The sequence below is a fragment of the Candidatus Tisiphia endosymbiont of Xenochironomus xenolabis genome, from assembly GCF_964264705.1.
Lineage (GTDB): Bacteria > Pseudomonadota > Alphaproteobacteria > Rickettsiales > Rickettsiaceae > Tisiphia.
The window spans coordinates 1,058,508-1,073,640 of sequence record NZ_OZ183473.1; the positions used below are offsets into that span (position 1 = coordinate 1,058,508).

At 33.1% G+C, this 15,133-nt stretch carries 16 protein-coding genes, 1 tRNA gene and 2 pseudogenes; 12 read left to right on the forward strand and 7 right to left on the reverse strand.

What is annotated here, in order from left to right; all coding sequences use genetic code 11:
- Positions 1–640: 640 nt before the first annotated feature.
- Positions 641–1,504, forward strand: a complete 864-nt coding sequence (locus ACFELY_RS05120) for a hypothetical protein (protein ID WP_375333809.1) — start codon at positions 641–643, stop codon at positions 1,502–1,504.
- On the forward strand, positions 1,488–2,195 hold the full coding sequence (locus ACFELY_RS05125) for a hemerythrin domain-containing protein (protein ID WP_375329879.1): 708 nt from the start codon (positions 1,488–1,490) through the stop codon (positions 2,193–2,195). The genes ACFELY_RS05120 and ACFELY_RS05125 overlap by 17 nt, the downstream gene beginning before the upstream one ends.
- Positions 2,196–2,256: 61 nt before the next feature.
- Here the strand turns inward: ACFELY_RS05125 and ACFELY_RS05130 are convergent, their stop codons facing one another.
- The 5 genes from ACFELY_RS05130 to ACFELY_RS05150 all read right to left on the reverse strand — a co-directional run bounded on the left by ACFELY_RS05130 (position 2,257) and on the right by ACFELY_RS05150 (position 8,046).
- Entirely contained in the window at positions 2,257–3,177 is a 921-nt protein-coding gene (locus ACFELY_RS05130) for a hypothetical protein (RefSeq protein WP_375333810.1), read from the reverse strand.
- 525 nt (positions 3,178–3,702) lie between these two features.
- A complete protein-coding gene (locus ACFELY_RS05135; RefSeq protein WP_375333811.1) occupies positions 3,703–3,897 on the reverse strand; it encodes a hypothetical protein in 195 nt (64 codons plus the stop codon).
- Positions 3,898–4,032: 135 nt separating this feature from the next.
- Positions 4,033–5,130, reverse strand: coding sequence for a hypothetical protein (locus ACFELY_RS05140; protein ID WP_375333812.1), 1,098 nt, complete (start codon positions 5,128–5,130; stop codon positions 4,033–4,035).
- A protein-coding gene (locus tag ACFELY_RS05145; RefSeq protein WP_375329714.1) for an IS5 family transposase occupies positions 5,130–5,893 on the reverse strand; the annotation gives its coding sequence in 2 pieces (ribosomal slippage) (positions 5,130–5,558 and positions 5,561–5,893; 762 coding nt in all). Before ACFELY_RS05145 ends, ACFELY_RS05140 begins: the two co-directional genes overlap by 1 nt.
- A 56-nt stretch (positions 5,894–5,949) precedes the next feature.
- Positions 5,950–8,046, reverse strand: coding sequence for a sodium:solute symporter (locus ACFELY_RS05150; protein WP_375333813.1), 2,097 nt, complete (start codon positions 8,044–8,046; stop codon positions 5,950–5,952).
- Between the two features lie 395 nt (positions 8,047–8,441).
- Between ACFELY_RS05150 and ACFELY_RS05155 the strand changes: the two genes are divergently transcribed.
- Genes ACFELY_RS05155 through ACFELY_RS05165 form a run of 3 tightly spaced genes read left to right on the forward strand, consistent with a single transcriptional unit; the run spans position 8,442 to position 9,062 of the window.
- A complete protein-coding gene (locus tag ACFELY_RS05155) occupies positions 8,442–8,681 on the forward strand; it encodes a type II toxin-antitoxin system prevent-host-death family antitoxin (protein WP_341750724.1) in 240 nt (79 codons plus the stop codon).
- A gap of 2 nt (positions 8,682–8,683) precedes the next feature.
- The gene (locus ACFELY_RS05160) at positions 8,684–8,857 is read left to right on the forward strand and encodes a type II toxin-antitoxin system VapC family toxin (RefSeq protein WP_375333814.1); all 174 of its coding nucleotides are present in this window, start codon (positions 8,684–8,686) and stop codon (positions 8,855–8,857) included.
- Entirely contained in the window at positions 8,847–9,062 is a 216-nt protein-coding gene (locus ACFELY_RS05165) for a type II toxin-antitoxin system VapC family toxin (RefSeq protein ID WP_375334149.1), read from the forward strand. The genes ACFELY_RS05160 and ACFELY_RS05165 overlap by 11 nt, the downstream gene beginning before the upstream one ends.
- 77 nt (positions 9,063–9,139) lie before the next feature.
- On the opposite strand, the gene ACFELY_RS05170 is transcribed toward ACFELY_RS05165, so the two are convergent.
- The gene (locus ACFELY_RS05170; protein WP_375333815.1) at positions 9,140–9,736 is read right to left on the reverse strand and encodes a helix-turn-helix domain-containing protein; all 597 of its coding nucleotides are present in this window, start codon (positions 9,734–9,736) and stop codon (positions 9,140–9,142) included.
- Positions 9,737–10,589: 853 nt separating this feature from the next.
- Between ACFELY_RS05170 and ACFELY_RS05175 the strand changes: the two genes are divergently transcribed.
- The 7 genes and pseudogenes from ACFELY_RS05175 to ACFELY_RS05205 all read left to right on the forward strand — a co-directional run.
- A complete protein-coding gene (locus ACFELY_RS05175) occupies positions 10,590–11,267 on the forward strand; it encodes a Sca4 family protein (RefSeq protein ID WP_375333816.1) in 678 nt (225 codons plus the stop codon).
- A gap of 13 nt (positions 11,268–11,280) precedes the next feature.
- Positions 11,281–11,850: a Sca4 family protein gene (locus tag ACFELY_RS05180; RefSeq protein ID WP_375333817.1), complete on the forward strand. Its 570-nt coding sequence runs from the start codon at positions 11,281–11,283 to the stop codon at positions 11,848–11,850.
- Between the two features lie 61 nt (positions 11,851–11,911).
- Positions 11,912–12,109 carry a hypothetical protein gene (locus ACFELY_RS05185; protein ID WP_375333818.1) on the forward strand — a complete coding sequence of 66 codons (198 nt, stop codon included), beginning with the start codon at positions 11,912–11,914 and terminating at the stop codon, positions 12,107–12,109.
- A 62-nt stretch (positions 12,110–12,171) separates the two neighbouring features.
- A protein-coding gene (locus tag ACFELY_RS05190) for an IS5 family transposase (protein WP_375333819.1) occupies positions 12,172–12,934 on the forward strand; the annotation gives its coding sequence in 2 pieces (ribosomal slippage) (positions 12,172–12,542 and positions 12,541–12,934; 765 coding nt in all).
- 18 nt (positions 12,935–12,952) lie between these two features.
- Positions 12,953–13,258 (forward strand): annotated as a pseudogene (locus tag ACFELY_RS05195) (helix-turn-helix domain-containing protein); the annotation flags it as partial.
- A 20-nt stretch (positions 13,259–13,278) separates the two neighbouring features.
- A complete protein-coding gene (locus ACFELY_RS05200; RefSeq protein WP_375329725.1) occupies positions 13,279–13,776 on the forward strand; it encodes an IS630 family transposase in 498 nt (165 codons plus the stop codon).
- A gap of 71 nt (positions 13,777–13,847) precedes the next feature.
- Positions 13,848–14,261: pseudogene (locus ACFELY_RS05205) on the forward strand (recombinase family protein); the annotation flags it as partial.
- 708 nt (positions 14,262–14,969) lie between these two features.
- Here ACFELY_RS05205 and ACFELY_RS05210 read toward each other — a convergent pair.
- Positions 14,970–15,045: transfer RNA gene (locus tag ACFELY_RS05210), tRNA-Ala, on the reverse strand.
- Positions 15,046–15,133 lie beyond the last annotated feature (88 nt).

The following is a 15,133-nucleotide window of genomic DNA, read 5'->3' on the forward strand; positions in this document are numbered from 1 at the left end:
ATTTGCCTAAGTTCGACTTTCGCTGTCACTACCTTTAACTGGTTGTTATCAAACTTTTAAAAACAGCTCTTTCTTTAAGTTTTTCCCTGTACATGTTATAATTAACCTGCTAATCTCTAATAAAGTGATATTAATTTGTAAAGTATCATAAAATAATTTGAGTGTATATACTCAAATTATTTAAAGAATTGGATTTGAAAATGAGAGGTGAACACCATAGTATCCTACATTTTTTCTTACTATTTTTTTATGATGAATAAAAAATCTGATTGCCAATTGTCTATTAGCGACGAAGCAATCCACAAAAAAGTAACCAGAAAAGTATTGCTTCGTCGACTTTATGGTCTCCTCGCAATGATGTTTTTGTGCTATTGTAATAGTTATAGAATAAAAAATGTAGGATACTATGGATGAACACATGCAACGTACGTGAGTATGCGAGTTCCTGATATTTTCAAAAAATAATTCTTCAAAGCATTTTAGTACATTCAGATAGAAAATCAAGAATTGCATTGTCATTATTTAAGATACGAAATGCTTACATACTAAATGTACGTTCCATTCCTTGACTTGAATACTCCTAGCATTTCTTGATTTTAATCTTCATCTACCAACTTTTTAACTAATTATAGTATGTATTATGACTAATCCTATAGAAAAAAATTTTAAAGAGGAGTTATCTAAGTATAAAAATGAATACTATAAAAACAGCAGTAACGATTATATTAAGAATATGCTAGATATATTTGACCAACTTGAAGCTGTTTCAAAAAAGGGTAACAAAAAAATATTACGGATTGCATTTGTCAAGGAATACATGGTGTTTAGTAAAAAAGAACAGGAAAAAATAAAACAAAACGAACCAAAACGAATAAAGGATTTAGGTAATTTGAACAATCGAGCAAAAGCATTCAATGACTATTTTTGTTCCAATGCTTATGAAATCGAATTTTCTCAAGATAAGGCAAATGCACGTTTTTCTAATACAGAAGAAAAAGGTAAATCGTTTGAACATAAAGGACGCAAAATACAAGAAGTTGGAGAAATAAAACCATTTCCAACGGAAGATTTTAGAATACAAGTATTTAACTATCCGACTGAATCTAAAGTCGATGATAAAAATATAAAACCAACTAAAGGTGACAAAAATAGAACCTTAGTTGTCGATAACAATAGAGGTACAGCAGCACATGCAATAGCACAAGTACCTTTAACAAGACTCAACCTAACTGATAGCCCAAAGAATAAGGGTGCATTTTATAAGAGAGAAGGGGATGGAAGTATAATAACATTTGATAAGAACGTTACTACTGAACGCACGGCTACTATCACGGCAAAGACAAGTATTTGGGCTAGAATCCCTTCAAGTTCAATTGCCTCTCTAGAAGAAATCAAACAAAAATTCGAAGCATCGAACAAGGCAAAAGAAAAAACAAATGATTCAGACTCTACATCCAAAACTAATACACAACCAAAAGGTATAAAAAATGAAAATAAGATATGATTTGTATAGAAGTGTACATAAGTTTCTTCGTAAGGAGCTGTGCCAGTTTGGAGAAAAGCTAGGTAAAATAGATTTTCGAAAAATAGTAGCTGTAACTAGTATTAAAGATTCTTTTGACAATATTGTATTTGATCTAAAAATGCATGCACAAAAAGAAGAAAAATATTTTACCCCACTGTTTGATAAGAAAGGATCAACCGTGCATAAGCACGTTAAACAAGAACATTTCAACCAGCAAGATGAGCTGATGACCTTTCAGTGCCTTTTTGAAACTGCAATAAAAACAGTAGATGATGAAGAACGTGTTGTACAGGGTCGCCATATCTGTTCCTCATATGATCAGTTGTTGTCTCACAATCTTCTGCATTTTTATCAAGAAGAAAACATATTAATGCCTGAATTATGGAAACTTTATTCTGATAAAGAGCTGCAGCAGGTTACCGTAGATAGTTATAAAGGTCTGCCTGAACATGTTTTATTAGATAGCTCGAGCTTCTTCCCGGTTTTAAATTTTCTTGAAAAACACACTTATTTACAAGATCTTAAAGAAGCTTGCTCACCTGAACTGTTTTTTGAAATTTGGAAGCGTGCATTAATCTCAGAAGGTTGTTTCACTGCTGATGATAAATCTACTTTTGCCATTGAGTTTGATTTACCCTTAATTGTAGACCAGGGCGATTTAAAAAATTAACTAATTTTTTTATGGGTTCAGAGGGGTTAATAGTTGATTACAACAGGGGGGCAAAGGATCATTACAATTTACATTGTAATTCTTCTATGGCTTGTAATTCGTGTTTCTTTAATAGTTCATTTATATCCTGTAATAATTTATTGCTTATCTGATTGTACTCCAATTCTAGTTCTTGCAAAGTGTTATTGCTCTGTAAGGCTTTTACTAGTGCCGCCACTCCCTCATCACCTATCTGGTTGCAAGACAAGTCTATTTTTACCACAGTTTTGTTATTTCTTAAGAAGTCTGCTAGTGCTTTCGCTCCCTTATTGCCTATCTGATTGCAGCTCAATTTTAGTTCTTTCACAGTGCTATTGTTATTTAATGATTCCACTAGTGTCTTTATTTCCTTATCACCTATATAGCTGTGTATCAAATGTATTTCCGGCACAGTGTTAATTTGCTCTAAGGCTTTATTTAAACAATCTTTTCCCTTTTCACTTCTAGATATCTGGTTTCCAGCCAAATCTATTATCACTGCAGTCTTATCGTTCTTTAAGACTTGAGATACTTTTAACTTTTCTTCATGGTATGAGTATTTATGCCAAAATACTTCCGTTACCTCATGACTGTTCTGTAAGACTTTTATTAGTTCATTCGCCCCCTCATAGCCTATCTGGTTGTGAGACAAATATACTTCTGTCACAGCACTATTGTTCTTTAAGGCGTTTGCTAGTGCCTCAACTCCATCATTACCTATATTGTTGTGAGACAAATCTATTTCTCTTACAGCACTGTTCGGTAAGATTTTTGCTAATGCATATACTCCTTTATTACCTATGCCGGTTGACATCAAATTTATTTTTTTCACAGTGGTATTGTTCTGTAAGGCTTTTGCTAATTCCTCGGCTCCCTTATCACCTATAACTCTGTAAGACAAATTTATTTCACTATTTTGCTCTCCGTTTTTCAAATCTTGGATAATTTTTTCAAGTGTAGCCATAATTACTTACCTCATAAATTAAAAAATGTTTAATTATTCTAAATAGTTTTTAGTAAATTAATCCAGTTTTTATCCTGGATATAATTGCTGACCTTATAGTGATATTTTATGATTTCAAAGATAAATAAAAATTAATCTTTACAGATAAACTGTATACCAAAGAGTTGAAAAATACAATATATTAAAAATCTATGCTACAGCAAAAATCCTGCCAAATTATAAGGGTAGTGAATGAAATGTAACCTTGACATCTATAGTCAATTGATGAGAAGTTGGAGGCGTTGTTGCTCAATGCCCGCCTATTACTTTATAGGAGTTGCTCCATCGCATAAGCGTCAGCAAGAAAATGAAAGTAGAAAAATAGTCATTGCAAGCCACTTTAGGTAGCGTAGCAAACCATTTTTAATCACTTTTTTGAATTGCTTCGTTGACCTAAGGTTTCCTCGCAATCTGATATATCCCCATAAAATTAAGCATGACAAAGCTCCGTCTTTATAATAGATGCCAGGGGTTCTAGCAATGGTTTTATGGTATGCAAATAATTAAATTCAATAAAAAATTTCCCAAGGGTAAAATACGAATAAATCTTTTTATCTTTAAAGACAAATTTTGACTATATAGCAAGCCTTCTGCAACATCAAGTAACGCATTTAAACGATTATTATGTATAAAAGGACAATGTTCTTTTATTACTTCATTTAATACTGTTTTTACATCCATAACCTACTATCTCCACCATCATTAAATAATGATGATATTCTATCAATTCTTGCTATTTTGCAACAATTTCGTGGGGGGATACATCAGCTCGCAATGACGTCTGTAATTAGCTATAGTAACCGTTTTCAAGTAATTTTAATTTTTAATATTGGTAATTTCTTCCTTTTTAAGTGAGGTAACTTGTTCAATAAGAGCAAGGTCAACCCCTGCTTGAAAAAGTTTCTGTGCTATATTTAACCTGTCGTCCTTTTGTGCCTGTAAAAATATTTCCGCAATATTTTTCAAACTCTCAATCCTTATATCAGGTAAATCCATTACTTTAGGTCGAATCTTCTTAATATCAGCAGGAATAGTGATATTATAATTTATACCTTTATCTTGGTCTTGGTTATTATCGACCTTAAATTTTCCATAGTGAGAATCTATAATATTAGAACACTCAAAAAAAGTTAGTTCATTAGTTTGCCTAAAGGTTGGAGTAAGAATTAATTGAAGTTGTTGCTCAGTAAGTGTACTTCCTTGGTTTTTCATTGTTAGTCTTACTGCTTCAATTGACTTTTTACTTTTAGTGGTTTCTGATATATTTAGCTCAAAATCTAGAATATCATCATCTAGAAAAATACTCACCAGATTACTATCGACATTATTGTTGATAGCATGAATCAACAAGCTTTTTATTACTTCTTTCATTTTTTTTTGGTCACATGTTATGTCAGAATATTTTGTTTTATCTTGGACAACAAATTGCAATGGTTGATCAAATAATTTTTCACATTCTACTACGACTTCATTTATTAACTCCTTAATGTTAACTTTAGTAAGCTTAATATGCACTTGACGTCTTATTCTGTGAGTAATAGTTGAAAGATATGAAGTCCAAGCCCCTATTCGTTTTGCTACTTCATATAATTCTTCAGTAATCCGAGAGATTTGGTCTTTATTAGCTGTTTTTTGTAATTTGGTACATAATGTTTTAAGTTGAAGTTGCAAGGTATGGAGTTGCTGTTGTTCTTGAGCTTCTATTCTATTAAAAAACTCTTCTTCATGTTGTGCCAATTTTATCAAATCATGCGTTAGTTTTATTGATTTTGTTTCCCATGCATTTTTCATAATTTCAGATAATTCTTCATGTTTTTGTTTTGGTTTTAGAAATGCTATTAATGCACTACTGAATAGCAACAAAAGGTAAATTATCTGGAGCTGTATATCCCCGAAATTACTAGGGCGTGTCATCAATTAAGTAATATTACAGAAGAAGCCAAATAAATTGCTCCCAGAAAATTCTGAGCTAGTTTATCATAACGCGTAGCAATGCCTCGAGATTGTTTAAGTTTTGCAAAGAAATTTTCAATTAAATGACGATACTTATAAAGCTCTACATCATATTCTACAGGAAATTTACGATTCTTCTTGGATGGAATTACAGGAGTGCAATTCTTATCTTTTATCTTATTCCTCATTCTTGCCTTAGCATCATAAGCCTTATCTGCAATTACGGTATCCGCTTTTGTCAAAGTTTCCATTAAAGCATCAGAACCTTGTAAATCATGCGACTGACCAGGGGTTAAATAAAAAGCTGTCGGATTTCCTAAAGCATCAACAGTTGCATGAATTTTAGTTGATAAACCACCTTTACTACGACCTATTGCTTGGTCATCTACTATGACTTTTTTTTAGCTCCGGCACTATGTTGATGTGCTCTAACAATCGTTGAATCAATCATACTATATTCATTATCTGCATCTTGTGCAAGTAGTTCAAAAACCTTCTTCCATACATCTTTTTGGCTCCAACGTGTATGTCTTGTATGAATTACTCTAAAATCTCCAAATCTTTCTGGTAAGTCTCTCCACGGTATACCAGCACGATATCTATATAATACAGCTTCTACGAATAATCTATTATCTTTGGCACTTGCTCCTACGTCTCCTTCTTTTCCAGGTAAAATATCCTTTATCCTTTCCCATTGATCATCTCTTAAAGCATATCTGCGCATTGGTCACCTTCTTATTTTTTTACCAATATCTAATTTGCCTCATCCTAATATTTATGTCAACTTAATTGATGACACGCCCTAGTTAAATAGTCTTCACCCATATAACATTTAAAAAATTGAAATGATGCAAATGTACCAAAAATCGTTATGAATAAAGCTATCTGCCATCTGAGCAGAATACCAGTAACTAGTAAATTAATAATAAATATCATACATTGTAGTTGATGAAATTCGCTAATAATGACCAGCATACTTCCAACACAAATCAACAGATATAGCACACCTAAGCTCCAAGTTAGTGCTATAAATCTCTCGCTTTTAAATTTAGGAGGCAATACCGGATAAGCTACAAACCCGGTAGATATTAGTAATACTGAATGGTAAATGAAGTGATAAATATTAGCATATTTTGTGCAATAATGTTCTGGGATAGTGAATAATGATGAATAAGTGGAAATTATTACAAAGAAGCCAAATAGAGAAAAAGTAACTTCATTCTTTGGTAGATTACCTTTACAAAAATTTATCAGACTGAATTGTTTGATTGAACTAATAATTTTCCTGAATTTTCTTTTACGTTCAAGTCTGAAAGCAATTATAGGACTAGGGTCTTTTACGCCAATCCAACCACCGGGTTGTTTAAAAAAGTAATGGCTAAACATCAAAGTTAACAAATTAGCTGCCATAGCTGGTATGACAGCTTTCATTTGTACATTTAAGACTTTAAAACTAACTGCTATAATAAATCCAGCAAACATTCCTATTAATACTGCTTTACTACTAGTACGAAAGCCTAGAATTGCTAAAAGAAAAGGCACTGAAACTACAGGCATATAAAAACCTAATATTATTAACAGCAAATCAAGTATGTTACTTGCTTCTAAAGCTAGAAAAATAGCAAAAATGCCAACAAAAATAGCGAAAACACGTAATATAATGAGATCACTAAGATTATTACGTAGAAGCACCCCAAAGGTCATTGCGAGAAGGTGTAACCTACGAAGCAATCTATTTTTAATTAATTTTTGGGATCGCTTCGTCGCTACTAAAGTATCTCCTCGCAATGACGGAGTAATATTAGTTGGGTTAGCTATAATCTTAAAATTCAATAATTTTAAAATATCATTAGTAAATAATATAGCTGAAGAATTAATGTACGAGTCTGCAGTAGACATGATTATTGCTACAATACCTATAGCAGTAATCCCTCTTAATCCTGGATAACTGTGATTTTCTATAATATGGGCTAATAAGTTCTCAGGGTCAAGATTAGGATTATTTGCCAGTAATAATATTCCAACCCAGATTATTATTACTAATATCGTAAGAGATATTAAACCTCCTGTTATAAAAGACTTTCTAACTTGTGTGATATTCTTAGCCATTGCCAATCTTTGAAAAAAAACCGGTTGAAAAGCTGGGATTAAAAAAAATAATAACAGGAAAAAGGAACTTATAAATTTAGAATCATTGAAATTAAATACTTGCCTATAATCGAATAAAGGATTTTCTGTGATTGTTACAAAAACTTTGTGAGGATCATGTAGAGTTCCCCAAATTAGCAAAGTAATGATAGGAACAACAGTGCCAAAAGTAAGAAATTGTATTATATATGTAAAAGTAACAGCCTTGATACCGCCAAAAGCTGAATATAATATTACTATAATAGCACTTGCCACAACAGCATAAAAACTGGAAACATGAAAGAATAGTTGCAACATGCGAGCTGAAACTTGAAATTGCACTCCAACTATTCCTATACAAAGAAAGATGCCTGCTATAGCTGTAAGCAATTGAACTTTTTTACCATAAAGAGTCCCCATGGCTTCAGCTATGGAAAGATTACCCAAAAACTCTGCCATACGTGGAGCTAATAAGTAACCAACAATTACGAGAGCTAAAGGTTCACCCAATGCCGGAATGATAAAATATAAACCTTGTTTATAGGATTCACTAACTGCTTCAGAAAAGAGACCACCCCCTATACAAGTGGCAATAATTGTAGCAGTTATGGTGCTGGTGGAGAAATTGCGGTTGCCTATTGCGTATTCTTTAATATTTTTTATACCACGACTATAAAATAGACCTACTACTAAGTTAAAAGTTAAAAAGATAGAAAAAATGGCTGTGTCCCAATCCCAACTTAAATGCATATAATCTTCCCCTAAATGTCAAAAAACTGTAAGTTTTTGACCACCAAAGACAAGATTGTTAGAAGAAATGAATCTAGATTGGTGGTCGGGGGAGTAGAAAAACCGCCTTAGGACAGCTGCGATAGCCTTTAGGCTTAAATGTAAACATTTAAGCCCTGAACATAACTAACACCTCCCCGACCATAAAAAAGTCGAGTATCATCATTGTAGGTTGATGATCCCTAAGGTAAAGGGTTTTCTAAGCCCCAAAATTACTTTGCAGTAATTTCACCTCGAATTCTAAATTATATACACACCTAAAGTCAATATATATTTTTATCCTGGATTTTAATTATAGTTGCTAAACATGTTTAATTGAACTAATATTAGTCTTAGTAAACATTAGAGCAAACTTTATGTATCCAGTAAACATTACTTCTGCAAAAGCTCACTTATCATCTCTACTAAAAGAAGTAGAAGACAAAAATGAAGAAGTTATTATTGAAAGAGCGGGGAAACCAATTGCTAAAATCATTAAATACAGTCCTATGAAATCTATTAATAGGCTTGGGATATTTAAAGATAAAATTAAAGTAGCTAAAGATTTTGACAAATGGTCTGAAGAAATAGCAATAAGGTTAGGGATAAAGGATTAGTTGTGAGATTATTACTTGATACTCATACCTTAATATGGGCATTGTCTGAACCAGAAAAATTACCCCCTAAAATTACTAAATTACTTACCGATATTAATAACATTATTTTTGCTAGTGTTGTTTCTTTATGGGAACTACAAATAAAAAAAATCACTAGGAAAAATTATCTTACCTGATGAATTTGCACTTCAGTTACAAGGATGCGGGTATGAATTACTAAATGTTACTCCGGAACATATCTTGAAATTAGAAAATATTCCACTTTTACACAGAGATCCTTTTGACAGAATGCTTATTGCACAAAGTTTATTTGAAAAGATGCCTTTAGTTACAAAGGATTCCGAAATACTAAGATATGATTTAGAGTTTATAAAATTTTAAGTCACCAAACCTCTAATATTTTGGTAGTTAATAACATATACGCCATTGCGAACCCATGTAATGGTCGAAGCAATCCACTATTCATTAGTGTGCTGTTGAGAAGGTTCGTCATTATCAGAAGTATTAGGCTTAATTCTGCCAACCATTTCATCCAGTGATACTTGAAAATAGTCTGCTAGGGCTACTGCAATTCGGCTATCTAAAGTTTTTTGTTCTCTCTTATTAACAAAACTATGTAAAGAATTGTTACTAAAACCTATCTCGGTACTTAGTTTATACAAATTTAGATTTTGCTTCTTTACTTCATTTTCTAGGAAATTTTTTATATTGGTTATTATCTCTTCTGAAGTAATTTCATGAAATACTAAATCTCTAGTGTTAGGTAAAGTAATATAGTCATTTCTTCCTATAACTTCATCAATTGAACATCTAAAATAATTAGCAATTTTAAGTATATTACTTATATCAGTATTTAGTCTAAACCCTTTTGTTATATTAATTACAGTAGAATAAGGAATAGCACTTTTTCTAGCGAAATCTTTAAGATTAATTTTCTTTTTGTCGAATTTTCTTTTTAAAAATTCTTGTATTTTATAAACAAGAGCCATTCTAAAATTAAAAGTACTATTTAAATAATGAAATATCCCATTATGGGGTATTTTTTTTCTTGACACCTCAAAATAATTAGATTAGACTCCAAAAATAGAATGAGACCATAAAAAAAGATCAGTGGTTACTGACTAATTTTTTAGAGCTAAAATATATATTTTGGTTTAGCTATCCGATTAGCCTTTGCGTCATTGTGAGAAGCCACCTTAGTGGCGACGAAGCAATCCATAGAAATTGAACTTTGGATTGCTTTGTTGTGCTTACGCACTTCTCGCAATGACGTTTGGGATGCATACATGTCATTGCGAGACCACATAGTGGTCGTGGCAATCCATAAAAGTTAAATTTGGATTGCTTCGTTGTGCTTACACACTTCTCGCAATGACGACATAATGCTAATCGGGTTAGCTATAAATCTCAAACTAAAAAAGTCAGTGTAACAACCCAAGCGTTTAGCTTATTAATAAGCTAAAACTTGAATGTTACATTTGGGAAAACTAGTAAGTACTCAACAGTTTCACAGACCCAAAAGTACTTACTAGCTAGTAATATTAATCCAATAGCTATTGCTATTAAATTACAACCATTATCGAGGTGTAACTATGATCATACACAATTTTCCTCCACTAGTCAAACTCTATTATTTTTGCAGTCTTATAACGTAAGTGTTAGTAATACTAGCGTCATTGCGAGACCATGTAATGGTCGAAGCAATCCATTTTTAGCCACTTTTCTGGATTGCCGCGTCGCCACTAAAGTAGCTCCTCGCAATGACGATTGGGTAAAAGTACTAGTGTCATTGCGAGAAGGTGTCAGCCGACGAAGCAATCCAAATTTAATTTTTCTGGATTGCTTCGTGGACCTTACGGTCTCCTCGCAATGACAGTTATATACACATGTCATTAATAGAGCAGGATTATGAAAGATAACACACAACCCACTAATATTCTTGAAGAGAATATTAATGAGGTTACAGAACAAATAGAAGAAGCACAGGACTTAGTTGTTTTAACCAACTCAGTTAGTAGCAGCTTTCTAGATATAGACGACTTAGATCCAATCACCAAAGCCATCAGGCAGGAAATTCTGCAAAAACAGCGTGATATTTTAAGAGAATATATAGCCCAAAATCATGATCTAACCGTAACTAACTATGACGATCAGGAATTTGCTGAATATCTGAAAAATGTCAATAATAGACCAATAATTGATCAAGCATTTGCAAATACCACAGTTAAAACTGAACTAGAAAAAACAGAGATAGTAGGATATAGGAAAGTTCATCATAATTTTGCTGATCAATTTCATACAATGAATTGGCAAGATGGTGATAGGCAAGGCAATGTCAGAAGCCAGATAGTAAGAAATGATTCAGGTGATGAGTTAGCTACTATCAAGGAAACAACTCATAAAATTAATGCTATAGTCTCTTTGTCAGATGGCACTCTTAAGCAAATCAACAACTACCGAACCATAGATTTTCCAACAGAATTGCCAAGTAAAACTGGTTCAATGCATTTGTCATTAGCGGTAAAAGATGAAAATGGTCGAAATATTGCCCTAGACCGAGCAGTATATTTTTACTGCTCATTATGATAGTCAAGGTAAATTGTCAGAGATTAGTAGTCCAAAACCAGTGAGATTTAATGGTAAAGGAGATGAGGCAATAGGCTATATAGAACATCTAGGACAGGTCTATAGTTTGCCAGTAACTCAAGGTAAATATCGAGAAATGATGTTAGCTTTGGAGAAAAATAAAGGTCAAGAAATCGCTCTCTCACAAAATATAACTACTGCTCAGGATATGATGATTACTGCTAATGTTGTCCATAGTGATTTGCCCATTCAACAAGAAAAGAAAGAATATCATCATGATAGGCAAAAGTTAGCTGAAGAAACATTAGAGAAAACGCCTGAGCAAACAGTTAGTAATCAGAAATTGTCTGAAGATAGAAAATCATTACAACAACTTGCCGAACAAGACCCTACTTTAGCAAGGAAGTTAGTAGCAGAACATTATGCTACCCATGCAGTAGCATATCACCATGAGAAAACAGCAGATACAAGTAGTACATCATTAGAAGAGTTAGAGAACACTGTAAAAATATGCGGTGGTCATAAAAAATTAGGCTTAGCTTCTGTAAAGAAACAATTATCTGATACCAATTCCCAAATTTAATTTAGTATAAAGATGAGAAAAATAGGTTATAATGTAAAAGATAGATAAAATTAGGAATGTAATGGGTACTCATCAAAAATTAATAACAGAAGATTTATACAAACAGGCTATAGCTCAACTTGCAAGTACGAACAAAGAGAATAGGATCGCTATTAGGTTAAGAGCTATAGTAGCTGCAAAAGAACATGGTATTGGTATGGTGTCTAAAATATTTGATATCACAACTAATACGCTAGGGTATGTCGTCACGAGATTGTGATTGCATAATTTTATGTGATTTGTTATTATAATTGTAGTAATAAAAATAGGCGATAAGAAGCAATGAGTTTAGCACATAGAAGACATGATATAAGCGATGAGCTTTGGAATAAGATAGAAAGTCATTTACCTGGTCAGAAAGGTTGTTGGGGAGGTATTGCAAGAGACAATAGAACTTTTATAAATGCAGTGATGTGGATATTTAGAACGGGAGCTCCATGGAGAGATTTGTCTCCTGATTATGGCAATTGGAAGAATGTACACAGAAGATTCTGTAGATGGCGTGATAATGGGATATGGGAGAATTTGCTAAATATTTTTATAAATGCTCCTGATTTTGAATGGTTAATGATAGATTCTACATTTGTAAAAATTCACAAAGCAGGACTTGGAGCGAAAGGCGGGAATCAAACGGTTAGTCGCACAAAAGGTGCTCAATACAAAGGTACATATGGCCGTGGATGCGTATGGTATGCCGGTCAGAATTATTGTTACAGAAGGTTCCAGAAATGATTGTACTCAAGCTTGTGAGTTAATCCAGAATATGGAGGCACAACATCTTATGGCTGATAAAGCTTACGATACAAACGCCATAATAGAATCGGCTGTGAATGCAAACATAATTCCTGTAATACCATCAAAAAGAAACAGGAAGATTCAAAGAGAGATAGATAAATATCTATATAAGCTAAGGCACATTATTGAAAATACATTTCAAAAATTTAAAGAATGGCGTGGTATAGCAACAAGATATGCTAAAAATACAAAATCATACATGGCGGGTCTTTGTTTAAGGGCTTTACTAATGTGGGTTCAAATCTCGTGACGACACACCCTAAGAAACTGGATAAAAAGCTTTGCCCAAGGCGATGATAAAAATCTTGAATATAAAAAAGGTAGGGGAAGGAAAAGCGATTTAACGGAAAGCTGCTATGAAGCAATAAACAAATGGATACAAGAAGATTGTAACATAACAATAAAAAGTATCGTCATAAAACTTAAAGAAAATTTGGGAATTAATGTAAGTAAATCGGCTGTACACAGGGCATTGCACAAGCTTAAGTTTGCGTACATTACTCCAAGACCAGTGCATTACAAACAGAATAAAGAAACTCATGAACAGTTTAAAAAAAAATTCAAGAAAAAATAACAAGCAATCCAAGAAGTTTTTTGTATTTCTTTGATGAATCGCGTTTTGGAACTCATTCTAAATTAGGTCATGGTTGGTTTCGCAAAGGTATCAGAACTCAAGTTAAAATCAAAATAGGTTTTCAGAATTTTTATGTTTACAGTGCTGTTAACCCAATAACAGGAGATGATTTTAGCTTAATGATGCCAAATGTTAATACTATGTCTTTGAACATGTTTCTTGCGGAAATGTCTAAACATATAGGCGATCAAAAAGCCATTGTTGTTATGGATTGTGCTGGATGGCATAAGGCTAAGGACTTAGTGGTTCCTGCTAATATAGAAATTCTTTATTTGCCACCATATTCTCCTGAATTAAATCCTGCGGAGCGATTATGGGAGCATTTAAAGTCTGAGACTATAAAGAATAAAGTATACAATACAATTGAACAATTAGAAATAGTAGTATCTTCCTCTATTAAAAATTTAAATACCTTGCTAATTCAATCTATTTGTTGCATGAATCATTTACTAAATTAAATTCGGGAATTGGTATTATTCATAAATATTCCACTTCGCAAGAAAAAATGGTGTGGAATATGTTTGTCATGATGGCTCAATCTTACGTAGATAACCTTAGAGATAACGTAAATCGTAGTATTGCTCAAAAGCTCCGTCAAGGAGAATGGATAAGTAAAGCCCCTATAGGCTATTTGCATATAAAAAGCAATAATAGCAGAGATAGAGGAAAAGGTAAAATAATAGTTGACCCAGATCGTGTTCCTTTGATAAAAAAACTATTTGAAACATATGCTACAGCTACTCATACTCTATCTGAAATGCTAGAGAAGACAAAAGAATGGGGATTACGTAATGCTAGAGGTAATCAAGGTAAGTTATGTCAATCGCATATTTATTCGATTATTACAAATCCATTTTACTATGGAGTAATGAGAGTATTAAAAACTAAAAAAGAATACCCACATATCTACCCGCCTATTATTACCAAGGAGGTATTTGATGCTTGCCAGGCAGTGAGACTTGGTTGGAACAAAAAACCATTTAAATATGGAGAAAAAGAGTATATATTTAGAGGATTAATAAAATGTGCTGCCACTGGTCGAATAGTTACTGCTGCTACCAAAAAGAAAACTTACGGTAATGGTGAGGTTGGTGAGTGGACATATTTACGAGCATGGGATCCAGATAACAATAATAGGGCAATATACGTGAAAGAAGAAATAATATTAAAAGAAGTCGAAAAGGTTTTTGAAACGCTAAGATTAGAGCCTGAGTTACTGAAAGAAGTAATATCTTATATAAAAAGCTCAGCTAGTATCGAACAAGGTTATCATAAGGGGCGTATATCTGAGTTACAATCTGAACACACAAAGATAAAAACTCGCATGGATAAGCTAACAGATTTATTTTTGGATGGTGATATTACAAAAGCAGAACATGAAGAGAAACGTGAACAGTTAATACAAAAACGTGAAGATATTGCCAGAGAAATAGCAAGTCACGACAATGCCGATGATAAATTTTCACAACAGCTGATAAGCCTAGTAGAACTGGCTTCTGGGGCATTAGAAACGTTTAAAGGTTCGACTACTACAGAAAAACGTAAATTGTTAAATTTCGTATTTGCTAACCTAGAACTGAACGGCTGTAAGCTAGACTATACCTTGCGTCCACCGTTCGACATGTTCATAAAATGCAGCGAAATAGGAGAATGGTGGAGCCAGGGGGAATCGAACCCCCGACCTTTTGAATGCCATTCAAACGCTCTACCAACTGAGCTATGACCCCTAAAATATCCCATATATAGTCAATTGATGAGAAATTGGGACGTCGTCACTCGCCTATTACTTATAGGCGTCGCTCCATCGTTCCTAGC